Source organism: Pirellulimonas nuda, assembly GCF_007750855.1.
Lineage (GTDB): Bacteria > Planctomycetota > Planctomycetia > Pirellulales > Lacipirellulaceae > Pirellulimonas > Pirellulimonas nuda.
In genome coordinates this window covers 4742327-4768793 of sequence record NZ_CP036291.1, presented here as the reverse complement: position 1 = coordinate 4768793, position 26467 = coordinate 4742327, and the positions used below count along the sequence as shown (strand labels likewise).

Sequence of the window (26467 nt, the reverse complement as noted above, 5' to 3'; positions counted from 1 at the left end):
ACGCGTATCCGCACGTGAACAGGGGGATAACGGCGCTGTCTGAGGCCATTATATGCCTGCCGCCGCCGCGCCGCTATGACATATTGACGCCCCCCCCTAGACCCGGGGACGGCGTCAGCCGTGCGGACTAGAAACGCCTGCTAAGCTGCTGCTGGACGAGCGAGCAGAGGATCTCTTCGACCTCGTCGTCGCCGCTGCGCACCACGTGGCAATCGAGACGCATGAAGACGTCGCCCTGGGCGCCGCGGACGACGACATTGCAGGGCTCGTTGAAGGGGCCATCGTGGATGATGCCCTCGCGGTAGACGCGCCAGTCGTCTTGGTAAGCGGACTGGATGAAGTCCGACATCCTGCTGCCGACCAGCGTAGAGGGCTCGCTGCCCACGAGTTCTGCGAACATGAGGTTCGCCTGCGTCACGACGCCGTCGGGGGCGAGCGTGAAGTAGCAGAAGGGGGCGAAGTCGTACAGTTCTTGGAAGCGGTCACGGGACTTGACCATCGCCCGCTGGGCCTCCAGCAGTTGTTGGTTCTGCAGCTCCAGTTCCGCCTGATGGACCTCAAGCTCGTGGACCAGACGCTGGACGTCGACGCATGGTAGTTTTGCGAACGCGGGAGGCTCGGCCCGGAGCAACGCTTCTGCACGCCTGCGCAGATCGGGTCCGATGGGCATCGCGTCTCCTTGGACAATTAAGGCCTCGCAGCGGCGAGGGACAATCTTCAGGAAGATTATCACGATTGCGCCGCTGGTTGCAAGAAGAGTCGCTGTCGGTCGGCCGGGGCTTCATCACTTGCAAGGGGAACATCCCGGCCCCACCGCCCTCCCGCATCAACCGGCGGGGGAGAGCGAGGCAAGCACGCGCCGCCGGGGAGAACCGTTCATTCTCAGTTGGCCGCGTCGGCGCCGCCGTACGGGCTGGCGGCAAGCGAGACCCGGTAGAGCAGCCAGAGCGTGAAGCCGACGACCAGCAACTCGCCGGCCAGCATGCACAGCTCCGCCAGCAGGCTCACGATGTCCATGGAGGAGACCCAGTAGCTGCGGTCGCTCGCCGCGGTCTGGATCACGGGGACTCCCCCCTGGGGCGCCTTCATGAACAGGTAGAGCAGCCGCGCGGCGCCAACGATGAGCAGCAGCATCGATGCGACGATCCCCAGCACCCCGGCCCACAGGCCGGTCCACAGCACGCGTTTGACCTTCTTGAGGGGCGGGCGGCGCTCGGGGTCGAGCATCCGGCGACCCATCGACGCGTAGCGGTACGACCAAAAGGTGGTAAAGAGCAGGATCAGCAGCCCGCCGATCGCGAGCACGTCGGTAACGCCCGGCTCTGCCCGGACCCCGGTTACTTTGCCAAACAGGAAGTAGCAGAGTGTGGCCACTGGCACGACGGCCAGCGCCAACTGCACGACCACGCCGGTCCAGCCCAAGCGTCTAAATGAACCGGCGACCGATTCCAGAGTAGGGGTAGGCATGCGGAGGATTCCTGTAAGGGGGCGGGCGCCGGGGTTCTGGACTAAGCTGGCGCGTGTTCGTTTAGATGGGCGGGGGCGCTCATGCCCATCGACATGTAGATCCCTAGCAGCTCGTCAATGCTGCAAGCGGCCGGCTTGACCCACTCGGCCTTGACGCACAGCAGCGCGCCGCCGAAGGGGACCGGCGCCGACGGGATGATCACCACGCGGTAGTCGGCGCCGTTCATGTGGACCAGCTTCTGGGTGGGCATCAACGCGGGGGTGCCCGCGGTGTGGTCGTCTCCGAAGTAGCACATCACCGGGGTCATCCCTTCGAGGGAGTCCTGCCGGCGGTCGAACATGCTGGTGAGGTTCTTCGAGGCGTCGTATACGGTGTTCACCACCGGCACGCGCTGCAAGGCGCCGTCCACCGCGGCCTGCAGCCTCCTGCCGGGGCCGTGCTCGACCACCAGCCCCACGCAGTACACCAGCAGCACGGCCCCTAGTAGGCCGATCGCGTAGGCGGTGGTTTCACACGCGGAGAGGTTCATGCCGGCCGATTGCAGCATCCTGCCGAAGTTGCTGGCGGGACCCACTAGGTCGTGCAGGAACACCACCACCCACAGCAGCACGGCGGCGGTGAGCGCCAGCGGCAAGATCCCCAGCATCCCTGTCACGCAGGTGCGCGTCAGCCGCTGCAAGAAGCTCAAACGTTCTACCGGGCCGGACATGGGTGGTTCTCTGCCGATAGGAATTGGGGGGCCGCGCCGATACGTCGACCGCGGAGGATTGTAGAGCAGGACGCCGACGCCACACAACACTCGCGGCCCCGGTCCCACCGGATCGAAATCACCGGAGCCATGGATGCGCCGGTCGAGTCCGGGTCTCGCGCTGCTTTGTCGCCGGCTCGTCTGCGTACTAGCAATGTGAAGTGCTGCGGATTACGCTACGAGCGAACCACGTAACCAGTCGTCCGTTTCCAATCTCTCACGCACGAGCCTACCGTTGTGGCTCTAGCGGCTGAGGTTGGGTCGCGGTGTCCGCGAGTGAGACGGCGCGCCGCCGGCGCGGACCGCGCCCACCCTATGAACGACCAACTTGCTGTAGTCCTCGGCCTGCTGTCTGTCGCGATCGTGATGTTTGCGATCAACAAGCCCCGCATGGACGCGGTGGCGCTCATCATGCTCACGGCGCTGCCGTTCACGGGGGTGCTGTCGATGAGCGAAGCCCTGGCGGGCTTCAGCGACTCGAACATCGTGCTGATCGCCGCCCTGTTTGTGATCGGCGACGGGTTGGTGCGCACCGGGGTCGCCCAGTCCCTGGGTGACTGGCTGCTCGCGCGAGCGGGCAGCAGCAGCGTGATGCTGCTGATGCTGCTGATGGTGGTGGTGGCGGCGCTGGGGGCGACGATGAGCTCGACCGCCGTGACCGCGATCTTTGTGCCCGTAGGGCTGCGGATCGCCCAGAACACCGGCGCGGCGCCCAGCAAGCTGATGATGCCCATCAGCTTTGCGGCGCTCATCAGCGGCATGATGACGCTGATCGCCACGGCGCCCAACCTGGTGGTGAACAGCGAGCTGGTCCGCCACGGTCTCGACGGGTTCCACTTCTTCAGCTTCACGCCGTTCGGCCTGGTGATCTTGGTGCTGGGGATGGTCTACATGCTGTTTGCCCAACGCTGGCTCCCCGCGGGCGACGGCGCCCGCTCGGGGCAGGGGGGGCGGCCGAGCCTGACCGAGTGGATCAAGGAGTACGACCTTTCCGCCCGCGAGCACCGCCTGCGCATCGGCGAGGGGTCGAGCCTCGTGGGGCTCACCGTGGCCGAGGCCCGGCTCCGCGATACGTCGGGCGCCAGCCTGGTGGCGATCGAGCGCGCGAAGAAGCTGCTGCAGCCGCACGCCAACACCGAGCTGCGGGTCGGCGACGTGCTGTTTGTCGACCTTTTCGCGCCCAACGCAAACGTGTCGGCCTTCCGCCAAGAGTTTACGCTGGAGCCGCTCCCCATCACCGGAGGGTACTTCAGCGACCAACTGCAAGAGATCGGCATGGCCGAAGTGGTGGTGCCGGCCTCGTCGACGCTGGTGGGCGACACGCTGGTCGGCGCCGACTTCCGGCACCGCTACGGGCTGATCGTGATCGGCTTGAAGCGCGGCACGGAGTCGCTCAGCCGGGGGCTCGAGAACCAGCAGCTCCACGCCGGCGACACGCTGCTGCTGACCGGGCCGTGGTCGACCATCCGCGACCTGCAGTCCAACCGCCGCGATTTCGTGGTGTTCAATCTGCCAGCCGAACAAGACGAAGTACTGCCTGTTTCCGGGCGTGCGGGGCTGGCGGTCGCCTGCTTGTTGCTGGTGGTCGGACTGATGATTAGCGGCGTGGTGCCCAACGTGCAGGCCGCGCTGATGGGCTGCCTGCTGATGGGCGCCCTTGGCTGCGTCGACCTGAACACCGCCTACCGCGCGATCGACTGGAAGACAATCGTCCTGATCGTGGGCATGCTCCCCTTCTCGCTGGCGCTCGACCGCACCGGTGGGGTCGAGCTAGCGGCCGACGGGCTGATGTACCTCGTCGGCGACGCGGGCATTTACCTCGTGCTGGGCACGCTCTTTGCGCTGACGGCCGTCCTAGGGATGTTCATCTCCAACACCGCCACCGCGGTGCTGATGGCGCCGGTGGCCATTGCGCTGGCGAAGGACCTTGGATTTTCTCCCTACCCGTTCGCCATGATCGTGGCCCTGGCGGCTTCGTCCGCGTTTATGACGCCGGTTTCTTCGCCGGTGAACACGCTGGTGGTCGGGCCGGGCAACTATACGTTCGGCGACTTCGTGAAGATCGGCGTTCCGTTCACTCTGATCGTGCTCGTCACCAGCATCTTCCTGGTTCCAGTCCTACTCCCGCTTTCGCCGTAGCGTCGTCCACGGCATCCCCAGGCGCGCAGCAGGTCAATATGGTCGCCGAATCAAACCCTGCCTCCCAGTCGATCACGCAGCGAGTGCTCGACCTCGTGGAGCGTGTCGGGAACAAGGTGCCCCACCCGGTTCTGATCTTCCTGATCCTGATCGCGATCGTGCTGGTGGTCGCCCACGTGCTGTACCTGGCGGGGGTCTCGGTCAGCTACCAGGTGATCAACCCAGAAACCCACGAGCTAGAGACCGCCACGACCGCGGCCAGGACCCTGCTGTCGGCGAGCGGGGTCCGCGATATGTACACGGGGCTAGTGCCGAACCTGATGGGGTTCTCTGCCATCGGGCTGCTGGTGGTGGCGATGGTGGGGGTCGGCGTCGCGGAGGAGGCGGGGCTGATCAACACGCTGATCCGCACGCTGGTGGCCGTGTCGCCGGGGTGGGCGCTTACGTACATCCTGGCGCTGGTGGGCATCCTGTCGAGCATCGCGGCGGACGCCGGCTACGTCGTGCTGATCCCCCTGGCGGGCGCCGCCTACCTGAGCCTGGGGCGGCACCCCCTGGCCGGCATTGCGCTGGGGTTCGCCGCGGTGGCGGGCGCCTTTAACGTGAACATGCTTATCAAGCCGCTCGACGCGGTGCTGACCGAGATCACCAACGACGCGATCCACATGGTCGACCCCACACGATCGATCGACCTCACCGCCGGGCTGTGGTTCTCGATCGCCTCGGTGCCGTTCTTGACCGTCGTGATCGCCCTGATTACCGACCGCCTCATCTCGCCCCGCCTCGGGAAGTACGAAGGCGCAGCGGCGGAAGAGAGCGAGGGGGCATCGCTTGGCGCCAAGGAGTGGCGGGGGCTGCGCTACGCCGCTCTGGGGCTGCTGGGGGTGCTGGTTGTTTTCGGGCTGTTGTCGCTTCCCGAAGGGGCGCCGCTGCGCAACCCGGAAACAGGGGCGCTGATCGGCAACTCGCCGTTCATGAACGGGCTGATCGTGCCGATCATGTTCGTGTTCCTGGTGAGCGGCGCCGCGTACGGGTGGGGCGCGGGGACGATCAAGTCGTCTGCCGACGTCATTGGCGCGATGACCAAGGCGGTTTCTGGATTGGGGGGCACCATCCTGCTGTTCCTTGTCATCAGCCAGTTCATCGCCTACTTCAACTACAGCAACATCCCCACCATCATGGCGGTAGAAATGGCCGACACGCTCACCCGCGCCTCCATCGGCCCGATCTGGCTGCTGCTGGGGTTCATCGTGGTGGTCACGGCGCTCAACCTGGTGTTCACGCCGGCGATCGCCAAGTGGGCCATCTTTGCCCCGGTGTTCGTGCCGCTGCTGGTGACCCTGGGGGTCGACCCCGCGGCCGTGCTGTCCGCGTACCGGGTCGGCGATTCCCCAACGAACTCCATCACCCCGCTGAACGCGTACTTTGCGCTCGTGGTGGGCTTCGCCCAGAGGTACGACAAGAACGCCGGCATCGGCACCATCGTCGCGCTGCTGCTTCCCTACGCGATTGGGATGTCCGTCCTGTGGACCGCGCTGTTCGCCGCCTGGTACCTGCTGGGGCTCCCTTGGGGCTTCTAGTCGATCCGCTGGGTTCAACACGGAGCCACTGAAAGAGCGAAGGGATGGCAGCCGCCAATGGACGCAGATTCACGCAGATGAAGAATCAACTTCCTTTCTTGTTGATCGGCGTTCATCCGCGTCCATCGGCAGCTGCTATGCGTAGCGTCGAGGTTTGTACGTTCCGCTACTTGAAGCCAGCTACTTGAGGCGACTTTAGCATGAGCCACGTATCCAACCCGCTTGATGAAGCCGCTGCCGAGGCGCTGTTGGTGCGTTTCCTGGCGGTTGATGGCGTCACAGGCCACGAAGCCGCGATCGCCGCGGAGGTGTCCGACGCGCTGGTCGCAGCGGGCGTTGCGAAATCCGCAATCAAGTTCGATGACGCCCACTCCCGCATCCCCCTGCCGACTGAAACCGGCAACCTGATCGCCACCCTCCCCGGCACGCGGCCCGGCCCCCGGCTGTTGTTCTCGACGCACCTCGACACGGTTCCGCTGTGCGCCGGGGCCAAGCCGAAGCGCGAAGGAGACCGCATCGTCAACGCCACGGTGGGCGCCGCGTTGGGGGGCGACAACCGCACAGGCTGCGCAGTGCTGGTAGCGATGGTTGAGACTCTCCTGAAGCACAACCTGCCCCATCCGCCGATCACGCTGTTGTTCACCGTCCGCGAGGAAAGCGGCCTGCACGGCGCCCGCGAGCTGAACCCGGCCGACCTGGATGGGGCCGTGATGGGTTGCAACGTCGACGCCCGGGTTCCTGCCGACCTGGTGATCGGCGCGGTTGGGCAGGTGAACTGGCAGGTCGAGATCAAGGGCAAGGCCGCCCACGCCGGCGTGGCGCCGGAGAAAGGGATCTCCTCGACGCTGGTCGCCGCGATCGGTCTGACCCAGACCCATCGGGAAGGATGGTTCGGCAAGGTGCAGAAGCCCCGCGGCAACGGCACCAGCAACCCCGGGGTGTTCGAGGGAAAGCCGGGCCAGGCCGCGGGCGACGCGACCAACGTCGTCACCGACTTCGTGCACATCGTCGGCGAAGCCCGCAGCTTCGACGAGGCCTTCGCAGCCGAGATCGCTTCCGCGTACGAGGCCGCGTTCCGCAAGGCGAGCGAAGAAGTCACGGACTCCGCGGGCGACCAAGCCGAAGTCGCGTTCACAGCCAAACCCTCCTACCCGCCGTTCCGCCTCGAAGAAGATTCGCCGGCGGTACAGCGCGCCAAGCGCGCGGCGGTGTCGCTGGGCATGTCGCCCACCACGCAGCACTCCAACGGGGGCCTCGACGCCAACTGGCTCGTCCGGCACGGCGTGCCGACCGTGACGGTCGGCGCCGGTCAGTACGAGATCCATACCGTGCACGAGTACGTCAACCTCCCCGAGTTCTTCGACGGATGCCGGCTGGCGATCGCGTTCGCCACGATCGAAGACTAAGCACGCACGCAGGAACAGGCATGTCCACAACCACGCTCACCGGCGCGCCCGAACCGGCGCCCTACGTTTCGACCGGCCATCTGCCGGCCGACGAATCTATCCAGTCGCTGGTTGCCGAGGCGTACAAACAATTCACGCCGAACGCCGAGGGTCACAACTCACAGGTCTACCCGGCGCTGGCGCGCGTGCCATCCGACCTATTCGGCATCTGCCTGGTGGGGACCTCGGGCAACACGTACGAGATCGGGGACTCGCAGCACGAGTTCACCATCATGAGCGTCTCGAAGCCGTTCGTGATGGCGCTAGTGAGCGAGGCGCTCAGCCCCGCCGAGGTGCGGGAGAAGATCGGCGTGAACGCCACCGGGCGGGCCTTCAACTCGCTCGAGGGGATCGAGCGGGGCGACGACGGCCGCACCAACCCGATGGTCAACGCCGGCGCCATCGCCACCACCAGCCTCGTGCCGGGCAAAACACTGGAAGACAAGTGGCGGTTCATCCACGAGGGGCTCTCCCGCTTCGCCGGGAGGGAGCTGCCGCTGTGCGAGGAGGTGTACCAGTCGGCCAGCGAGACCAACTTTCGTAACCAGTCCATCTCCCGCATGCTGCAGAGCTTCGGCCGAATCTACATGGACCCGGCCGAGGCGACCGACCTGTACACCAAGCAGTGCGCCCTGAACGTCACCGCCAAGGACCTAGCAACGATGAGCGCCACGCTTGCCGATGGCGGCGTGAACCCGACCACGAAACAGCGCGTCGTCGACGCAGGGGTCTGCCACTACGCGTTGGCGGTGATGGCGACCGCCGGGCTTTACGAGACCTCCGGCGATTGGCTGTACGAGATCGGCCTCCCCGGCAAGAGCGGCATCGGCGGGGGAATCGCCACGGTGTCTCCCGGAAAAGGAGGCCTCGCCACGTTCGCGCCGCCGCTCGACAGAGCGGGCAACAGCGTGAAGGGCCAACTGGCCACCAGGTACCTGTCCCAGGGGCTTGGCATGGACCTGTTCGTTTCTCAGCCCGAAGCATAACCAGTTCCCCCAACGCCATCCCCGTCGAACCATGAGCCAAACAAAGACGCCCGTTATCGACCAGGAAGCGCGCGCCTCGTGGCTGCCGATGATCGTCATCGCCATGGGGCAGATGCTGATGTCGTTCAACGTGGCGGCCATCCCGGTGTCGATGGGGGGGATGGTGGAGAGCTTCCAGACCCCGCCCACCACCATCGGCACCGCGGTGGTGCTGTACTCATTGGGCGTCTCGGGCTTCATCATGCTGGGCGCCAAGCTGAGCCAGCGGTTCGGGTCGAAGATCTTCTTCCAGATGGCGGTGGCGCTGTTCCTGGTGGCGATGATCACCATCGTCGCCAGCCCCACCGCAGAGATAATGCTCGCGGCACAAGGGCTCGCGGGGCTGGCCGGCGCCGCGTTGGTGCCGACGCTGGTCGTGCTGATCGCAGACCACTACCGGGGCAAACAGCAGGCCGAAGCGGTCGGCTGGCTGGGCTCGGCCCGCGCCATCGCGGGGGTGCTGGCCTTCGTGATCGTAGGTTCCGTGGCGACGTGGCTGAGTTGGCGGTACGCGTTTGGGCTGCTGATCGTCCACTCCGCGGTCCTGCTGCTGCTGAGTTTTAAGCTCAAACCTTCCCAAGCGAACCCGGCCGTCGGCATCGATCTGTTTGGTGTGCTGCTCTCTGCGTGTGCGGTCATCATGATCACGTTCGGCTTCAACAATCTGAGGAACTGGGGCGTCTTGCTGGCCGGGTCCGGGGCGCCGTTTGATGTCGCCGGGGCCTCGCCCGCCCCTGTGATGATCGTCGTGGGCGTGGTGCTGCTGGCCGGATTCTTCGGGTGGTCGCACGGCCGAGCCAAGCGAGGGAAGACGCCGCTGTTGGCGCTCGACGTGGTCGATTCTCCGCTGGAGTGGGGGACCGTCGCGGCGCTATTTTGCATCGTCGGCATCGAGGGCGCCGTCAACTTCTCGGTGCCGCTGTACATCCAGATCGTGCAGGGGCAGACCAGCCTGGCGACGTCGATGGCCATGATGCCTTTCATGCTCACGGTGTTTTTCACCGCGATCTTGATCGTGCGGCTCTACAAGCGTTTCTCTCCTCGCCAAATCGCCACGGGGGCGTTCCTGCTGGTGGCGGTCGGCACCGCGTGGCTGGCGTTCGTGATCCGCAACGACTGGAGCGTCCCGCCGGTGATCGCCGGGCTGGTGCTGGTGGGGCTGGGCCAGGGGGCGCTGGTGACGCTGCTGTTCAACGTGCTGGTCACCGCATCGCCCAAAGAGCTCGCCAGCGACGTCGGCTCGCTCCGCGGCGTCACCCAGAACCTGGCCGCGGCGGTCGGCACCTCGCTGGTCGGCGCGATGCTGGTCGGGCTGCTGACCACCGTGATCGTGGGCAGCCTGAACGACAATCCTGTGCTGACGGCAGAACTCAAGGACCAGGCGAACCTGACCAACCTGAACTTCCTGAGCGACACGCAGCTCGAAGAACGGCTCAACGGATTCGCGGCCACCGGGGAGCAGCTCCGCGAGGCCCTCCGCATCAACCAAGAGGCCCGCACCCGGGCCCTCAAGACCGGATTTCTGGTGCTCTCGGGCATCGCGCTCTTGGCGCTCGTCCCCTGCCGGTGGCTCCCCGCCTACCGGCCGCACGAGATCCCGAGCGGGCCGGCGCCGCGCAGGCCCAAACGGCGCAAGTAGCCGGCGCAACCTATCCCGACGCCCGATGGCGGCATACAACGCTCGCAAGCGGACGGGCGACGCAGGGCGACACGACCGGCTTCCACTACCACACACGGATACCTCGAAGCAGAAGCAGACATCCATGCGGCACACCCCGACCCGCCCGTTCCCGGGGGGAATCATCCCGATCGTTGCTTGCGGCGTGCTGCTGGCCGCCGGTTGCGACCAGCCCGAGCCGCCGCGGGTCGAACGCCCGCGTCCGGTCAAGACGGTGACCGTGTCTGCCTGGGAGGACGCGCACACACGCACGTTCCCGGGCCGGGTCGAGGCGTCGCGGCGGGTAGAGCTGGCGTTCCAGGTCCCCGGCGTGATCGTTGAGCTCCCGGTGAAGGAGGGGCAAGAGGTGGCCCAGGGGGACCTGCTGGCTCAACTCCGGACGGACGAGTTCCAGGCGCGCCTCGAAGCGCTCAAAGGCAGGCTCGACCGCGCGCGGGCAGAACTGCAGTCGGCCCTGGCCGGCGAGCGTCCCGAAGAGCGGCTGCGGCGTGAGGCCGACGTGCGGTCGACACGCGCCCAGCTAGCCAACGCCCAGACCGAGTACGGCCGGTACGCCCGGCTGCTGCCGACCCGGGCGATCACCCGGGCCGACTACGAGCGGGCCGAGACCGCGTATCGCGTGGCCGAAGAGGCGCATCAAGCCGCGTTGCAAATGCTCGAGAAGGGGAGCATCGCCCGCGACGAGGACGTGCAGGCCCGACGGGCCGACGTGCGGGGGCTAGAGGCGCAGGTTGTTGAGGCACAGTTGCAGCTCGACGACTGCACGCTGCGGGCGCCCTTCGACGGCGTCATCGCGCAGCGTTTCGTAGAGCAGGGGCAGAACGTTCAAGCCAAGCAGCGGGTCGTCCGTTTCCAGGACGTCGACGAGGTAGAGATTATTGTCGACGTGCCCGAGAGCGTCATGGCGGCCGACATCCGCACCGCAGAGGTCGTTAACATGGTCGCCCGGATCACCGGCGCGCCGGGATTGGAGTTCCCCGCCGTGATCCGAGAGGTGGCGCAAGCCGCCGACCCGGTCACCCAGACCTTTCAAGTGCGGGTGGTGATGGAGGCGCCCGAGGGGGTCCGCGTGCTCCCCGGCATGACGGCCACCGTCACCGCGTCGTTCCGCCGCGCGAGCGTCCTGGGCAACCGCGTCTTGGCGCCCGCCAGTGCGGTGACCAAAGACCCGTCGGGCCGGCAGATCGCCTGGGTCTTGGGCCCGGAGGGCAAGGTCGCCGCGCGGGAAGTAAAGCTCGGCGAGCTGACGGGGGGCCAGGTAGAGGTGGTCTCCGGGCTCGAGCCAGGAGAGCGGATCGCCTCGGCAGGCGCTGGTTTCCTCCGTGAGGGCATGAAGGTGCGCGACCTCGGCGACGCGCTGGGAGCGGCATCGCAATGAATCCAGGCGTCCTTTCGGTAAACAACAGCCGCGTCGTGTTCGCGGCCATGGCCCTCCTGCTTGCCGGGGGCATCGCCGCCTACGTGAACATCGGTCGGCTCGAAGACCCCGAGTTCACCATCAAAGAGGCGCGGATCGTCACGCTCTATCCCGGCGCCAGCGCGGAGGAGGTCGCCCAGGAGGTGACCGGACCCATCGAGACCGCCGTGCAGCAGCTCGGGCAGCTCGACTTCGTGCGGAGCGAGTCGCTCCGCGGCCGGTCGGTGGTGTCGGCGATCATCAAGGACCGCTACGACCGCGACCGCATCCCGCAGGTGTGGGACGAGCTGCGGCGGAAGATCGCCGACGTCCAGCCGCTGCTCCCCCCCGCGGTGCGGGGCGGGTCGATCGTGGTCGACAACTTCGGCGACGTATTCGGCATCTTTTTCGCCATCACCGGCGAGGGCTACACCTTCCCTGAGATCCGCCGGTACACCGAGTTTCTCCGCCGCGAGCTGCTCTCCGTACCCGGGGTGAAGAGCATCGACCTGTTCGCCGCCCAGCAGGAGGTGGTGTTCCTAGAGATCTCTCGCCACCGGCTGGCGCAGTTGGGGGTCAACGAAGAACTGCTCTACGCCAAGCTGCAAGAACGCAATATCGCTGCCGACGGCGGCCGGGTGCGGGTGGGCGATCAGCACATCCCTCTCGATCCACGCGGCGAGTTCGACACGGTCGACGAGATGCTGCAGATTGTGATCGGGTCGGATCAAACGGGCCGGCAGCTCACGCTGGGCGATGTCGCCACGCTGATCCGCGGCGACCAAGATCCTCCGCGCCGCCTGTTGCGGTTCGACGGCCGGCCCGCGGTGGGGCTGGGCATCTCGACGATCCAGGGGGGGAACGTCGTCAAGCTGGGCGAACTGATCCGCGAAAAGCTGGCCCGGCTCGAAGAGTTCCAGCCGATCGGCATCGAGATCGGCGAGATCAACTTCCAGCCGGAGGCCGTCAGCCTGGCGACCGGCGAGTTCATCTTCAACCTGCTCAAGGCGGTCAGCATCGTCTTCGTGGTGCTGCTGCTGGCGATGGGCCGGAAAACCGGGCTGATCATCGGCGTGGTGCTGTTCCTGACCATCATGTCTACGTTCTTTGTGATGTACGCCGACGGCGACATCCTGATGGAGCGGATCTCGCTGGGCGCGCTCATCATCGCCCTGTGCATGCTGACGGACAACGCGATCATCGTGATCGAGGGGATCAAGGTCGGCATCGAGGCGGGCAGGAACAAGCTGGAGGTGGTCCGCGAGGTGGTGGCCGAGAACCAGTGGCCCCTGTTCGGCGCCACAGCGATCGGCGTGATCGCGTTCGCTGCCATCGGCCTGTCCGAAGACAGCACCGGCGAGTACACCCAGTCCCTGTTCTGGGTGATCTTGATTGCGCTGAGCCTGAGCTGGATCTCGTCGATCACGGTCACCCCGCTGCTGAGCTACCTGATCTTCCGCCCCAACGCCGGTGCGGGGCAGGGCGCCCCGACGGCCTACGACAGCCTGCCGTTCCGCGTTTACCGCAACCTGCTCATCCTCGCCCTGCGGTTCCGCTGGCTGGTGGTCGTGCTCTCCATAGCGGCATTTGCCGCCGCGGTGTTCGGGTTCACCAAGGTCACCCACAGCTTCTTCCCGCCGGCGACCCGTCCGCAGGTTATGGTAGACGTCTTCCTCCCAGCGGGGACGCACATCCGCCAGACCGAGGCCGAGGCCGATCGCATCGAGGGGCTGCTGCGGGCGGCGCCGGGCGTGACGCACGTCACCTCCTTCGTTGGCGGCGGAGGCCCGAGGTTCTTGCTGGTCTATGCTCCGGAGAACGAGAACCCCGCGTACGTGCAGTTCTTGGTGGAAGTAGACGACTGGCGCAATATCGACACGCTCATCCCCGACATCCAACAGCAGCTCGACGAGGGCTTTCCCGACGCGAACGCCATCGCCAAGAAGTTCCTGCTGGGCCCCGGCGAGGGGGGCCGCATCCAGGCCCGGTTCCGTGGCGCCGACCCGGAGAAGCTGAAGCAACTGGGGGCCGAGGCGCAACGCATCCTCCGCGAAGAAGGGGATGCGCTGTGCGTCCGAAGCGACTGGCGCGAGCCGGTCAAAGTGATCCGTCCCGAACTGCTCGACCTGCAGGCCCGCCGAAACGGCATCACCCGGATCGACGTGGCCCGTGCCCTGGAGAGCAGCTTCGAGGGCCGCACCGTCGGCTTCTTCCGAGAACCGGGGGGCTCCGCCACGGGGGTCTTCCCGCAAGAGGCGCGGCTGCTGCCGATCATCGCCCGCCCCCCCATCGAGGAGCGCGACGACGTCAGCGCACTGGCCAGCCTGCAAGTCTGGAGCCCCGTGGCCGGACGGATGATCCCGCTCAGCCAGGTGAGCTCCGGGTCGGAGGTGGTGTGGGAAGACCCGATCGTCATGCGCCGCGACCGCTTCCCGACGCTCACCGTGCACGGCGACCCCCGCACCGGGCTGCCGAGCCAACTGCTGGCCCGCGTACGCGGGGCTATTGAGGCCATCGAGCTCCCCGAGGGCTACACGCTGGAGTGGGGCGGCGAGTACGAGAACTCCCGCGACGCCCGCGCCGCGCTCGCCCAATCGATCCCGGTGATGCTGGCGCTAATGGTGTTTATCGTGGTGGCCCTGTTCAACTCGATCCGCGCTACGCTGCTCATCTGGCTCGTCATGCCGCTGGCGCTAATCGGCGTCACCGCCGGGCTGCTGCTAACCGGCATGCCGTTTGGGTTCATGGCCCTGCTGGGCGTGCTCGCGCTCGGGGGAGAGCAAATCAAGAACCAGATCGTGGTGCTCAGCAAGATCCTCACCGAGCGTTCCAAGGGGAAAGACGCCTACCAGGCCATCCTCGACGGCGGCGCCGCCAAGATGCGGCCCGTTTGCATGGTGGCCATCACCACCGTGCTGGGCATGATCCCGCTGCTCAAGGACCCCTTCTTCGGCGCGATGGCCGTGTGCATCATGTTCGGACTGTCGTTCGCCGCGGTGCTGTCGCTGATCGTGACGCCGGTGCTGTACGCGATCTTCTTCGGCATCCACGAGCCCGAATCCGGGTAACGCCGACTAACGCACCGAATGACCAATGACCAAGCCTGAATGACCAGTGGCGCAAGCGATTGCCTGCCCCTACTGGTCATTCAGGCTTGCTTTTCACCAGCCGCCGTACAGCGGGTTGAAGTGGATCGGGGCGCCCCAGGGTCCCACCGTGTACAGCGGCCGCCCGTCGAGCCCGCCCCCCCAGGGGCTGCGCATCTGGTTCGCCGGCGCGTACGGGCCGCGGAGCTGGGCGTCTTGCAGGCGCTGGTTTTGTTGCTGCGCCGCACGCGACCGCGCGTCCCGCATGTCGGCCTGTGCTTGATTCTGATCGGCCCGCATGCTCTGGATCGACTGGTTCTGTGTCTGGCGGGCGCGGTCGAACGCCGCCTGCGACTGCTGGTTGGCCACGCGGCGTTGCTGGAAGCGGTCGAGCTCCATGCGGATCTGGCTGCCGGTCATGTTCAGCACGTCGGGCCGCTTGGCGCGGAGCCGGTCCTGCGAAGCCTGCGACTGGGTCGGCAAAAATTGGTTGAGCCACATTCGGGCCTGCGCCGCCTCGGGGCTGGCCAGCGCTGCGATGCGTCCCTCCATGTCTTCCAGCAGCGTCATCAGCTCGCCCGCGCTCATCTTGGCGATGCGGGCGCTGAGCTCCTGCCGCATCCGGGTCACTTCGTCCTGCGTGTAGAGCTGCTGCACGGAGAGCCACTCGTCCAACTGGCGCCGCGCCTGCCGCCAGCGATCGCTCTCGAGCACGACATTGCGCGACGCGTCCGAAGCGGCGTCGACGTTCGGCGAGCCGCCGCCGGGTTGGCCGAGGGCGGGGCGTGGGGCCACGGCGGCCAGGGCGATCAGCAGCGGAAAGATGAGCAAGCGAGACATGAGAAAGCTCCGGTGGAACCGTCGTTGAGAGTCAAATAAAAGGTTGGGTCACAGCCGCCGTGAGTCCGCGATCACCGGGCCTCGGGCGCCCGGCGGAACTCTACCCGCATCGCGGGCAGCCTCGCCCCGTCGACCGCGGCCGGTTTTACTTCCCAGACAAACCGGTCTGCGTCTTGCGGAGTGTAGACGTTGGAGGTGGTTGTCTTCGTGCCGTCGGGCAGCACGTGGGCCGTGTCGAGCACCCACGTATCCCCGGCCTGGCGCCAGAATCCCTCGCCGGCGCCCCCCTGCGAATCGAAGCTCCAGACCTTGATCCGCTTCGACTCGGGGTCCCAGCCGATCCGCTGCTCGCCGCCGATCGATTCCCGCGCGTCGCCCTTCACGAGGAACTCGCGGACGATGTAGTTGCCGCCGTCGCTGGGGTGGGCCGACATCAACAGCGTTGTGTCGTCCGCTTGGCCGGCCCATTCGCCCAGCAGCCACGCCAGCGGCATCAGCTTCTCGCTCAGCGGCGGCGCCTCGGCGGCGGCTTCGCGGACGCCGTCTAGCAGCCACTTTCCATCCCGTCGGACCCACACCGCGGTAAACCGGCCCCCCACCCGCGACCCGTCCGGCATCGTGATGCTGCCGATCTTGCCGTCCTCGATTGCCACGTCGGGGGTCACCATCCGCAGGGTCGACTGAACCGCGGGCGCCGCGGTCGAGCCGCCCGGCGCCGCGGCAGGCGCGCCCGGCTGGGGCCTGAGCATCGCCTGGGCGTTGAAACGGTACCCCTGCGAGTCGATGTAGTCGCCACGCTCGGTCCACATCTTGGCCATGGCGCCGACGTCGCCCCGCCTGGCGGCGTCGGTATAGGCCTTTGACGCCGCGCGTACTGCTTGCTCCGCTTGGCTCTGCTGGGCCACGGCCTCGGCAGCAACCATCAGCAAGCAGGCGGACCATCCCAGCACAACGGCTGCCGATCGAGGCATGGTTCTCTCTCTTCGCGGGTTCGTGAGCAGACAAGGCGAACAGACGCTGAGCGCCCGCCGACCTCGCCTTGATTAAAGCCGTACCCGCGGCGCCTTGCAACTCGCCGCGGCCTGTTGCGGGCACACCGCCGGTCGGGCCGGGGAGCGGTCGTCCGGAGTACGCCGCGCACGCTATGCTGAGCCGACCAGAAACCATCACTCAATCGGCGCCGCCATGCACACCCTGCGGATAACCCACAAAACCGCCTACCACTACCACACGCCGGTCAAGTTCGGCCCCCACCGGGCGCTCTTGCGCCCGCGGTCGTCGCACGAGCATTGGATCCGCAGCTCCAGCATACAGATCGAGCCCGCGGCGGACGTGCGATGGCTGCTGGACATCGAGGGGAACTCGGTGGCGGTGCTTACCTTCGCCGAGCCGGCTGCAATGCTGAGTCTGCTGATGGAGGTCGAAGTCGAGATACGCGACGACAACCGTATCGAGTGTCTGATCGACCCAAACGCCCGCCTCTACCCGTTCCAGTACGCCGCGGATGAGCAGGTGGCGCTCGTCCCGTACCGCTTGCCCAGCTACCCGCTGGACGGCCCTGCGCTGCACCGATGGTTGAGCGAACTGTACCAACCGGGGCAGGCGATTGACACCTTCGAGCTGCTCAACCGGCTTAACAGCCGCATTTTCGAAACCTTGACCTACACGGAGCGCTACAACGCGGGGGTGCAGCTCCCGCACGAGACGCTTGCCCTGGGGAGCGGATCGTGCCGCGACTACGCCGTGTTGATGATGGAAGCCGTCCGCTACTGGGGCTTTGGCGCGCGTTTTGTCTCCGGCTACGTGCGGATGGAAGAAGGCCAGCACGGATCGACGCACGCCTGGACGGAGGTCTACCTTCCGGGCGCCGGCTGGCGCGGCTTTGATCCCACCAACAACAAACTCGCGGGGATCGAGCACATCCCCATCGCGGTGGCCCGGCAGCAAGAGCACGCGATGCCCCTCTCCGGGACCTGGGACGGGCCCGGCGACGCTTTCGACTGGATGGAGGTCTCCGTGCAGGTGGTCTCGTTGGACTAACCGCGCCGACCCCAGGTGTGGGAGATTGTGCGACAGGCCGCAGAGCGTGAGCTAGACTTGCTCCGAAACGCAAAGCAGAATCCAACCGCTACAATCGCCCTAAGCCCCCGCATTCAACACCCCGACCAAGAACCAGGCCATGGATAACCCCCGCCCCATCGCTGCCCCCGGCGTCCTCGCAACCGAACTGGCGCTGCTGCGCGATTACTGGGGTTGGTTCCTCGGCCTCGGGCTGGCGATGGTCGCCACGGGGGCGTTCGTCCTGGGTTGGTCGTGCATCACCACCGTTACCTTTGACATTACTTGGCTGTTCGGCTTCTTGCTGCTGGCTTCGGGCATCGGCGAGATCATCGGCTCGTTCTGGGTCGGGCGTTGGAGCGGCATGCTCATCCACCTGTTGATCGGCGTGCTCTACGCACTGGTCGGCATGATGATTATCGACCAGCCGGAGAGCGCCGCGATCCAGCTCACGCTGATCATCGCCGTCTTCCTGATGGTGGCGGGCATCTTCCGCATCGTGTTCGCCATCAGCGAGCAGTTCCCCGGCCGCGGCTGGGTGCTGCTCAACGGCGGCGTCACCTTCCTGCTGGGCCTGGTGATCTACAAGCAGTGGCCCGCCTCCGGGCTGTGGGTCATCGGCTTGTTCATTGGCATCGATCTGGTGTTCAACGGCTGGGCCTGGGTGATGCTCGCCGTCGGCCTCCGCACCAGCCGCATCGGACGCGCCCCGCGCACCGTGCTGGAAGCCTAGCGACGCACGCGGCGAGCCACCCGGCGGACCGGCCCCGCGACGAACCCGGGGTTCTGCTCTAACGCTCGCAGCGTCGCCTGCCGGCTGTCACGCCCCCACACCACGACCCAACGCGGCGCCGCGGACACGCCGGCCGCCGGGTAGAGGGTCACCTCCCACGCCGAAGTGATCCCCGCCTGCGCCTGCTGCAGGTTGAGGCTCAGCTCGGCCATTTCCCGCCGCACCTGGTTGTTCTGCTGCCGGGCGTGCGCCAGCGCGCGGAGGCGGTAGGCCGCGTCCTGCTGGCCCTGGTAGTTCTCGCGCTGCTGCTCTGCCTGCCAGGCCCGCAAGCCGGGGCGCAGCACCCGTTGGTCTTCGTCGGAGAGCAAGGAAAACGGCACGCCGTACTCGTCGCCGTTCTCGGTTTCCAGCAACACCCCTTCCACGCTGAACACACGCGGCCCGCCCCGCTGACCCACCAGCCAGTCCTCGAGCCCCGCCTGGGTAGGCCGGCTCAGGTTCTCTGCCTGCGCCACGATCTGCGGCACGATCTTCTGGTAGAACGCCGGCAGGTTCCGCAGCGGGCGGTCGTTGACGTACACCCGGCCGCGGCGCCGCTGCAGCGTTAGCTGCTGCTGGGCGTAGTCGACCACGCGGGCGGTCACCTGCGAGCCGTCTCGCAGCGTCCAGGTCTGCGGCGCCTGGCTCGCCTGCTGCGCCGTTTGGGCCGCTTCACGCGAGGCGAGGTACTCCCGGTCGTCGTCGGAGAGGGTCGTGATCTCGATGGAAACCAGCTCGTGGTCGTCGCGCTCCAGCACCACAAACCGCTGGTTGAACGTCACCAGTTGCGCGTCCAGCGTGTAGTCGCCGGAGGCGTCCGACCAGGTCCGGGCCTGGGCCCCCAGCAGCGGGCCGGCCACGGCTAGCAGAAAGAGCGTCGCGGTCCGCATGGGGGCGCCATCGGTTTGGAAGAAGGGGATTGGGTGAGGACGATCGAAGGGGCGAGGGCCCCGGCCGGTTGCTGGCGCCCGCCCGTCGGGGCCGTCGCCCCACCAACTATAACCGAGCGCCACGGCGCTACGAAATCGCTGCGGGGGGAGTCTGCGGCGCCGGCGCAACCGGCACAATCGGAAAATCTGCTCACGCCCCGTCTCCGGTATGGCCGATGTCCCAGACGACGGGGCGGCGTTGTAGGTCGCGCGGTTTGCAAGACTCAACCTCCAATCCGAGATGCAAGCGGTCGATCGCGCCAGCACCATCTGCCTGTTCCTGCTGGCGACCCTGCTGTCGCCAGCCGCGGGGGCCGCACAGCCGCCGGAGCCGTCGTCGTCTGCGCTCTCCGGACCCCCGCTGGCCTACCCAAGCACGAGTGAGCCCAGCGCCAGCCAGCCCAGCGTTGGGCCCGCGGCGCCGCCGGTGACCGACGACGTCGGCTACCAGTACGGCTACCTCGACGAGCAGAACATCCCGGGCGCCCTGCGGGACGACCCGCTGGCCGAGGACCTGCCCGCCTACTACTACTCTCCGCGTCCCTACCGCGCGACGGGGCTCGGCGTCCGACCGATCGCCGACTACGCCCCCCCCGGCTACCAGCCGCGGGAGCAGCAAGAAGGCCCCGCCGTCCCGGAGTACTCGCGGCTGGCGCCCCCGGTGCCGATTTCTACCGAGCAGCGCGACAGCCTGGTCGTACGCGGCATCTACCCCGGCTCGTTCTTGGCGCCCGGAACCAACACCTCGTTCCGTCTGCGGGGCTTCGTGCGGCTGGGGGCGCTTCTGGACCTCGACCCCATCGGCAGCGCCGACTCGTTTGTCACCAACACCATCCCCGTGCCGCAGAGCGCCGGGCAGAACTTCAACATGGGCGGCCGGTTCAGCCGCCTGGGCTTCGAGACGTGGACCCCCACCGAATTCTGCGACTGGAACGTCCACACCTTCATCGAGGGAGACTTCTTCAACGGACCGGCCCAGGCCGCCGGCGGCGGGGGGAACCCCTTCCGGCTGCGCAACGCGTTCATCGACTTCGGCTACTTCCGTCTGGGGCAGCAGAACTCGGTGTTCATGGACGGCACGAACTGGCCCAGCGTGGCGGACTTCCAGGGGCCCAATAGCTGGGTCAACCAGCGGCAACCCTCGGCCCGCGTGACGCTGCCGGTGTGCGACTGCTTCTACTGGGCCGGCGCGATGGAACGCCCCTTTTCTGACATCACGTTCAGCCCCGCCCAGGGGGCGGCGGTGCAAGACGTGCCCGACTTCACCACGCACCTCCGCTACGAGGCAACCCGAGGCCACGCCCAGCTCAGCGCGCTGGTGCGCGGCATCGGCTACCGCCCCGTCGACGACGCCGTCGCCCGCCAAGCGGCCGCGGGCGTGAGCGGCAGCGCCGTGCTGCACCCGTGGGCGATCTTGTTCGGGACCGACCCGGTGCACGACCCCGACCCTTCGGGCCTCACACGCAGCCGGATGCTGATGCAGGCGACCTGGGGGCCCGGCGTGGGACGCTACCTGAACGACCTGGCGGGCCAGGGGCTCGACGCCCAGGTCGACCCCGTCACGGGCCAGTTGGAACTGGTCCAAGCGACCGGCTGGAACGCCAGCTACGAGCACTGGTACAACGCCCACTGGCTGTCAAACTTCACCTACTCCAACGTCGACGTCCAGAACAACGCCCCGACGCCGGCCGGCACGTACGCCAGCGCCCAGTACGTGGCCGCGGGTCTGTGGTGGGTCCCCATCCCCAGGCTGGCAATCGCCACAGAGTTCTTGTGGGGCGAGCGCCAGAACGAGGACGGCCAGTCGGCCGACGTCCAGCGGCTGCACGGGATGGTGCAGTACAACTTCTAGGCGCCCGCACTACGCGGGCTTCGTCGCACCGAACGCCGCGAAGCAAGAGTTCTTGTGCAGCAGGTCGACCTTCTCGAAGCCGACCGACCGCAGCAGGTCGAGCTGATAGGTCACCGGGCGGGGCGAGTCTTCCCGGTCGATGTACTCGAACACCTTGTCGCGGTAGGCCTCGCCGCCGAGGGAGCTCAGGTGCTCGCCGTAGCGGCGCCACATCATTTGCTGCACCGCGGGCTGCTCGTGCAGCACCAAGTCTGTGATCCACACACTGCCGCCGGGCCGGAGCAGCCGGTAGAGCTTGGCGAACGCCTGCCGCCAGTCGTCGTCGTCGCGCAGGTGGTGCAGCACCGCGGCGGCCAGGATCACGTCGTAGCCGCCATCGACGAGCGGGGCCGCACGAAAATCAGCCTGCACGGTGCGGACCTCCCCCCCGTTCACCCGCCGGACCCGCTCCGCGGCCCGCGTCAGCATCGGCCCGCTGAGGTCGAGCAGGTCGACGTCAAAATCGCGCCCGGCCGCCTCGCGTAGCCGCAGCGTGTTGTTCCCCGCGCCACAACCCACGTCCAGCACCCGCCCGATCCGCGGCGTGCAAGCGACCGCGGCCTCGGTAATCAGCGCCATCGCCAGCGGCGCGTCGATCGTCGCGGCCTGGCCGGTCTCCAGCGAGGCGAAGCGCTCAACGTCGTTGTCGAAGCGGGCGCGGATCTCGTCGGTGGTTGATTTGTTCGAGAGCGGGGTCATGGCGGGTAGCGACGGAGGCAGAGGCAGGCGGCTGGTACGATAAGTTATCCGCGGCGTGTCGACAGGTCACGCGCCCCAGGCCCGGAGGGCCGACGGCGTAGGGCGTTGCAGACGAGCTATCGCATCGCGGCAAACACGACCTACTGCTCCTCAAGCACCGCAAGAAACTCTGGCGGGACGCGCTCCGTCAGCCACACCTGGTTGCCGGTCACGAAGAACTCGTGCCCCGCGGCGGACATCCCGGCGGAGTCGACCGACAGCAGCACCGGCGATCCGTGCCGCACCGCGACCTTCAGCATGGTTTCTTGGCAGGTCGACAGGTGCACGTGGTGGCGCCGCATTTTCTGCAGGCCGTGCTTGAGGATTGCCCCGAGGTAGCGGGTGGCGGTGCCGTGGTAGAGCAGCTCGGGGGGCGCAGCGGGCAGGTAGCCGAGGTCGACCTGCGTCGAGTGCCCCTGGCGGGCGCGGATCCGCGTGTCGTCTGCCGCGAGCTCGAACCGCTGCTTGTCGTTCTCGGCGACCACCTGCTTGAGCACCGCCAGCGGCACAGGCGTCCCGGCCCGTGCCAGGGCGTCCAGCAGCTCACCCACCGGCAACCAGCCCCCCTCCTGCAGAGAGAGGCCGACCGAGTCGGGGCGGTGGCGGAGCACCAAGCTGAGCCGCTTGCTGATTCTCCGCAGGGCTTGTTCGTTCATGGGGTTCACTTGTTCTGACTGCTTATCTCCTGCGTCGCCGCGTAGAGCCCCGCCAGCAGCTTCAAATCGGCGGCCGCTCCGCGGGCGCTGAGCCAGTTTAGCACTTCGGCCAGCGGCACTTCGTGGATCGTGATTGCTTCGCTGGCGTCGCCCCCGCCGGCGCCTTGGCGCCGGAGGCCTTGGGCCAGGTAGAGCGTGATCGACTCGTCGGTCAGGCCGGGGGAGGAGTAGCCGGTGCACAGCTCGGTCCACCGCGCGGCGACGTAGCCGGTCTCTTCTAGCAACTCGCGGCGGGCCGCCTCCACCAGCGCCTCGTCCTCGTTGCCGGCGATGTCGCCGCTGAGCCCCGCGGGGAGCTCGATCACGCTCCGCCCGACCGGCGGTCGGTGCTGCTCTACCAGCACCACGTCCCCGGCGTCGGTGATCGCTACGATGCCCACGCTGGGGCGCGCGGTGTTCCGCGTGGCGTACTCCCAATGGCCGCGGGCGACCATGGTGAGGTGCCGGCCGGCGTAGAGGACGCGTGATTCTTGTTTGTTCATGATCCTGGTTTGCCTGCGATAGACTCTTTGCTACAGATCGACGACGACCATCTAGGCAGCACCAAGATCTTGTTTCAGCCAAACGAGGACAAGGCCTTAGGCCTTGATCACCGTAGCCTGTGGCAACGCCGTAGGTAAACGTGCATGCCGCGACCATTTGGCCGAAGGCCATACTCACCGTCTCACATTGCCCAAGGCGTGAGTAAGGCCGTTGGCCAAACAACGCCGCACGGGCCGGCGACCTAGGGCGGCGCTCCGCTTGCCCCAGGCTACGGTGAAAGTAGGCCTTCGGCCAAACGGGGAACCTCGCTACGCGATCTTGACGCCTGCTCTCTTCATTTCTTCCACCGCCGCATCGCAGTCTCCGCTCTCCAGTTCCACCCCGCGCGTCCCCTCCACCAACAGCGTCGTCTCGAAGCCAAGGCCCACCGCGTCGAGCGCCGTGTACTTGACGCAGTAGTCGGTCGCCAGGCCCATCACGTCGAGGGCCGTCACGCCTTGCTGGCGGAGGTACTCGCCCAGGCCGGTGGCGGTGCGGCGGTCGTTGTCGAAGAAGCCGCTGTAGCTGTCGATCGCGCGGTCGGCGCCCTTACGGACGACATGGTCGACGCCCCCCAGGTTCAGCCCCGCGGCGAGCTGGGCGCCGGGGGTCCCTTGCACGCAGTGGTCGGGCCAGAGGACCTGTTCGAGCCCGGCGACCGTCGTCACCTGGCCAACCTGCTTGCCGGGGTGCTGGCTGGCGAACGACAGGTGGTCGGCCGGGTGCCAGTCTTGGGTGGCCACCACCAACGCGTAGCCCGGCATCAAACGATTGGCGACGGGAATCACCGCGTCGCCGCCAGAAACAGCCAGCGCGCCGCCGGGGAGGAAGTCGTTCTGCAGGTCGATGAGGATGAGGGCTTTCATGGTTAACGTCCTCAACAGAGGGACTAGGCGATCCACTGACCTTACGGAAGCGATTGCCACGAAAAGGCACAAAGAAGCACAAAGACGGGAAACAACGACTCACAGCGGTAGATCATGGAGCACGCGGCAGCAGCAGATCGCGGAGTGTTGGTCCGCGCCCCTCCTCCTTTTGTGCTTCTTTGTGCCTTTTCGTGGCCATCCTTCGTTACTGTTGTTAAGCGTGGCTCGCGGCATGGCAAAGGGTCCACGAGCCATCACTCAGATCTCAAAATTAAAACCCTTCTTCATCAGCCGGTCGTACCGGCGTTTGTCGAACCGGTAGAGCCGCGCGGCGCGGTGGGCGACGTCCTTCTCGATCTCGCCCGTCTCCTTGACGATCTCCATCGCCAGCACCTTCTTGCGGAAGTTGCGCTTGTCGAGCTCGCGGTCGAGGATCACCTCGTACAGGCGCTGAAGCTGCCGCAGCGTGAAGCGTTCGGGGAGCAGCTCGAAGCCGATCGGTTGGTAGCGGACCTTGCTGCGGAGCCGCTGGTGGGCCGTGTCGAGCACCTGCGCGTGGTCGAAGGCCAGCGGCGGCAGGTCGCTTACCGAGAACCAGGCGGCGTTGCGGGCGTCGGTGCTGGCCCGCACGTCGTGCCCCGTGAGGTTCACCAGCGCGTAGTAGGCCACCGTGACGACGCGCTCGCGCGGGTCGCGTCCCAGGGCGCCGAACGTGTAGAGCTGTTCGAGGTAGATGTCGCGCAGGCCGGTCTCTTCTTGCAGCTCGCGGCGGGCCGCGTCGTCGAGGGTCTCCTGGGTGCGCACAAACCCGCCCGGCAGGGCCCACCCGCCCCGGTAGGGGGCAAGGTCGCGCTGGATCAGCATCACCTGCAGGTCGGTCTCGTCCCGGCCCGCAAAGTCCATGGCGAACACGACGATGTCCACCGTCAACGCGGGTCGGGCGAACTGGTAGGTGTGTGGCATGGAAGGGGTGGCGGCTACGAAGCGAAGGGAGCTGTGGGGATGACAGGGGATCGGGGAACGGGGCGAGCCGACGCGTTTGGGCGACCGAGCAAGAGACGCTGATGACGGGAGCGGTAGGCGTGTGTTAGTCCTCAAAGTCCCAACGCATCTCGCGGACCATCTGGTCGCGCAGTTCGTGCAGCCCCACGTCGATGCCGACCGGGTGCTCGTGGGGGTTCAGCAGCCGCCGCACGGTGGGGTGCAGGCGGCCGAGCTCTTGCTGGGCGCGGGTGCGGGCCGTGTGGATGGTCTCGGGGCCCCCGGCAGCGAAGCGTTCCTCCAGCCGGCCGCCGCGCATCACCGGGGCCAGCAGGTCGGCGCCCGTGGCGCCGGCGGGGATCTTTTTGCGGCGGGCGCCGTCTTTGGCGTCGACGATCACGTCGCGGCCGTCGATGCCGCGGGCCTCGTCGTAGATCATGTCGCCCACCAGGCCCGAGGCGTCCTCGAACCGCCGCACCTGCAGCACGCCGGGGATCGTGGTCTTCACGGCCTGTTCGGAGAGCTTGAGTTTCGGCCGCCACTGGCCGTCTGCGCCGCGGATGGCGCCCAGCTTGTAGACGCCCCCCAGGGCGGGCTGGTCGTAGGCGGTCGCCAGCCGCGTGCCGACGCCCCACAAGGCGATCTTGGCGCCCTGGGCCTTGAGGCTGGCGATGATGTGCTCGTCGAGGTCGTTCGACGCCACGATGGCCGCGTCCGGAAAGCCGCCGGCGTCTAGCAGCTTTCGGGCCTCGATGCTGAGGTAGGCCAGGTCGCCCGAGTCGAGCCGGATGCCGACCAGCTCGTGCCCGCGGGCCCGCAGCCGCTGGCCGACCTCGACCGCCTTGCGGACCCCTTCGAGCGTGTCGTAGGTGTCAACCAAGAAGACGCAGTTGTTGGGCATCGCCTCGGCATAGCCGTCAAAGGCCGCCGTCTCGTCGTCGAAGCTCATCACCCAGCTATGCGCGTGGGTTCCTTTGACGGGGATGCCAAACCGCTTGCCGGCCAGCACGTTGGAGGTAGCCGCGCAGCCGCCGATGTAGGCGGCCCGGCTGGCGGCCAGACCGCCGTCGACCCCCTGCGCGCGGCGCAGGCCGAACTCCAGCACCGGCTCCCCCTGGGCGGCGCCGCAGATACGCGACGCCTTGGTGGCGATCAGGGTTTGGAAATTGAGGATGTTCAGCAGCGCCGTCTCCAGCAGTTGGCACTGCAAGATCGGCCCGCGGACCCGCACCAGCGGCTGCTGGGCGAAGGCCACGGTCCCCTCGGGCATCGCGTCGATGTCGCAGGTGAGCCGCAGGTGCCGCAGGTAGTCGAGGAACGCGGCGTCAAACAGCGGCCGGTCGTCGTTGCCGGTGAGGGTCGCCAGGTACTCGAGGTCGGAATCGTCGAAGCGGAACGCCTGCAAGAAGTCGATCGCCGGCCCCAGCCCCGCGGCGACCGCGTAGCCCCCGGCGAACGGCGCCTTGCGGAAGAACAGGTGGAACACCGCTGCCTGCTCCGACCGCCGCAGCTTCCAGTAGCCGAAGGCCATGGTGAGCTGGTAGAGGTCGGTCAGCAGTGCGAGCGAGGGGGCAGCGGTCATGGCGGGC

General features: G+C 67.2%; 22 protein-coding genes. 10 read left to right on the top strand and 12 right to left on the bottom strand.

Annotated elements, in window-relative coordinates; translation table 11 throughout:
• Positions 1-127: 127 nt before the first annotated feature.
• The 3 genes from Pla175_RS18585 to Pla175_RS18575 all read right to left on the bottom strand — a co-directional run bounded on the left by Pla175_RS18585 (position 128) and on the right by Pla175_RS18575 (position 2177).
• Positions 128-670 carry a PAS domain-containing protein gene (locus tag Pla175_RS18585; RefSeq protein WP_145288711.1) on the bottom strand — a complete coding sequence of 181 codons (543 nt, stop codon included), beginning with the start codon at positions 668-670 and terminating at the stop codon, positions 128-130.
• Positions 671-882: 212 nt separating this feature from the next.
• Positions 883-1467, bottom strand: coding sequence for a DUF3611 family protein (locus Pla175_RS18580; protein ID WP_145288708.1), 585 nt, complete (start codon positions 1465-1467; stop codon positions 883-885).
• Between the two features lie 41 nt (positions 1468-1508).
• Positions 1509-2177, bottom strand: a complete 669-nt coding sequence (locus Pla175_RS18575; RefSeq protein WP_145288705.1) for a DUF502 domain-containing protein — start codon at positions 2175-2177, stop codon at positions 1509-1511.
• 354 nt (positions 2178-2531) lie between these two features.
• Between Pla175_RS18575 and Pla175_RS18570 the strand changes: the two genes are divergently transcribed.
• The 7 genes from Pla175_RS18570 to Pla175_RS18540 all read left to right on the top strand — a co-directional run bounded on the left by Pla175_RS18570 (position 2532) and on the right by Pla175_RS18540 (position 14547).
• Positions 2532-4355 carry an SLC13 family permease gene (locus Pla175_RS18570; protein WP_145288700.1) on the top strand — a complete coding sequence of 608 codons (1824 nt, stop codon included), beginning with the start codon at positions 2532-2534 and terminating at the stop codon, positions 4353-4355.
• A 38-nt stretch (positions 4356-4393) separates the two neighbouring features.
• Positions 4394-5935, top strand: coding sequence for an AbgT family transporter (locus Pla175_RS18565; protein ID WP_145288696.1), 1542 nt, complete (start codon positions 4394-4396; stop codon positions 5933-5935).
• 200 nt (positions 5936-6135) lie between these two features.
• Positions 6136-7341, top strand: a complete 1206-nt coding sequence (locus Pla175_RS18560; RefSeq protein ID WP_145288693.1) for a M20/M25/M40 family metallo-hydrolase — start codon at positions 6136-6138, stop codon at positions 7339-7341.
• A 20-nt stretch (positions 7342-7361) separates the two neighbouring features.
• Positions 7362-8366: a glutaminase A gene (glsA, locus tag Pla175_RS18555; RefSeq protein ID WP_145288690.1), complete on the top strand. Its 1005-nt coding sequence runs from the start codon at positions 7362-7364 to the stop codon at positions 8364-8366.
• Positions 8367-8397: 31 nt separating this feature from the next.
• Entirely contained in the window at positions 8398-10044 is a 1647-nt protein-coding gene (locus tag Pla175_RS18550; protein ID WP_145288687.1) for an MFS transporter, read from the top strand.
• Positions 10045-10168: 124 nt separating this feature from the next.
• Entirely contained in the window at positions 10169-11461 is a 1293-nt protein-coding gene (locus tag Pla175_RS18545) for an efflux RND transporter periplasmic adaptor subunit (RefSeq protein WP_145288684.1), read from the top strand.
• Positions 11458-14547, top strand: a complete 3090-nt coding sequence (locus Pla175_RS18540; protein ID WP_145288681.1) for an efflux RND transporter permease subunit — start codon at positions 11458-11460, stop codon at positions 14545-14547. Before Pla175_RS18545 ends, Pla175_RS18540 begins: the two co-directional genes overlap by 4 nt.
• 93 nt (positions 14548-14640) lie before the next feature.
• On the opposite strand, the gene Pla175_RS18535 is transcribed toward Pla175_RS18540, so the two are convergent.
• Positions 14641-15405, bottom strand: a complete 765-nt coding sequence (locus Pla175_RS18535) for a hypothetical protein (protein ID WP_145288678.1) — start codon at positions 15403-15405, stop codon at positions 14641-14643.
• Positions 15406-15476: 71 nt separating this feature from the next.
• Positions 15477-16376 (bottom strand): nuclear transport factor 2 family protein, encoded by a 900-nt coding sequence (locus Pla175_RS18530; protein ID WP_145288674.1) that lies wholly within the window; start codon positions 16374-16376, stop codon positions 15477-15479.
• 214 nt (positions 16377-16590) lie between these two features.
• Between Pla175_RS18530 and Pla175_RS18525 the strand changes: the two genes are divergently transcribed.
• The gene (locus tag Pla175_RS18525) at positions 16591-17445 is read left to right on the top strand and encodes a transglutaminase family protein (protein WP_145288671.1); all 855 of its coding nucleotides are present in this window, start codon (positions 16591-16593) and stop codon (positions 17443-17445) included.
• A gap of 139 nt (positions 17446-17584) precedes the next feature.
• Entirely contained in the window at positions 17585-18196 is a 612-nt protein-coding gene (locus Pla175_RS18520; protein ID WP_145288667.1) for an HdeD family acid-resistance protein, read from the top strand.
• Here the strand turns inward: Pla175_RS18520 and Pla175_RS18515 are convergent.
• The gene (locus Pla175_RS18515) at positions 18193-19125 is read right to left on the bottom strand and encodes an SHD1 domain-containing protein (RefSeq protein WP_197526973.1); all 933 of its coding nucleotides are present in this window, start codon (positions 19123-19125) and stop codon (positions 18193-18195) included. The two genes, Pla175_RS18520 and Pla175_RS18515, sit on opposite strands and share 4 nt — an antisense overlap.
• A 280-nt stretch (positions 19126-19405) precedes the next feature.
• On the opposite strand from Pla175_RS18515, the gene Pla175_RS18510 reads away from it, so the two are divergent.
• A complete protein-coding gene (locus tag Pla175_RS18510; RefSeq protein WP_145288659.1) occupies positions 19406-21016 on the top strand; it encodes a DcaP family trimeric outer membrane transporter in 1611 nt (536 codons plus the stop codon).
• A 9-nt stretch (positions 21017-21025) separates the two neighbouring features.
• Here the strand turns inward: Pla175_RS18510 and Pla175_RS18505 are convergent, their stop codons facing one another.
• From Pla175_RS18505 to Pla175_RS18480, 6 genes are all read right to left on the bottom strand, one after another.
• Positions 21026-21754: a class I SAM-dependent methyltransferase gene (locus Pla175_RS18505; RefSeq protein ID WP_145288656.1), complete on the bottom strand. Its 729-nt coding sequence runs from the start codon at positions 21752-21754 to the stop codon at positions 21026-21028.
• Between the two features lie 140 nt (positions 21755-21894).
• A complete protein-coding gene (locus Pla175_RS18500) occupies positions 21895-22449 on the bottom strand; it encodes an RNA 2'-phosphotransferase (RefSeq protein WP_145288653.1) in 555 nt (184 codons plus the stop codon).
• A gap of 5 nt (positions 22450-22454) precedes the next feature.
• Positions 22455-22991: an NUDIX hydrolase gene (locus Pla175_RS18495; RefSeq protein WP_145288649.1), complete on the bottom strand. Its 537-nt coding sequence runs from the start codon at positions 22989-22991 to the stop codon at positions 22455-22457.
• A 309-nt stretch (positions 22992-23300) separates the two neighbouring features.
• Positions 23301-23897 carry a bifunctional nicotinamidase/pyrazinamidase gene (pncA, locus tag Pla175_RS18490; RefSeq protein ID WP_145288646.1) on the bottom strand — a complete coding sequence of 199 codons (597 nt, stop codon included), beginning with the start codon at positions 23895-23897 and terminating at the stop codon, positions 23301-23303.
• A gap of 258 nt (positions 23898-24155) precedes the next feature.
• Positions 24156-24860 carry an NUDIX hydrolase gene (locus Pla175_RS18485; RefSeq protein ID WP_145288643.1) on the bottom strand — a complete coding sequence of 235 codons (705 nt, stop codon included), beginning with the start codon at positions 24858-24860 and terminating at the stop codon, positions 24156-24158.
• Positions 24861-24984: 124 nt separating this feature from the next.
• A complete protein-coding gene (locus Pla175_RS18480) occupies positions 24985-26460 on the bottom strand; it encodes a nicotinate phosphoribosyltransferase (protein WP_145288639.1) in 1476 nt (491 codons plus the stop codon).
• Between the last annotated feature and the right edge of the window lie 7 nt (positions 26461-26467).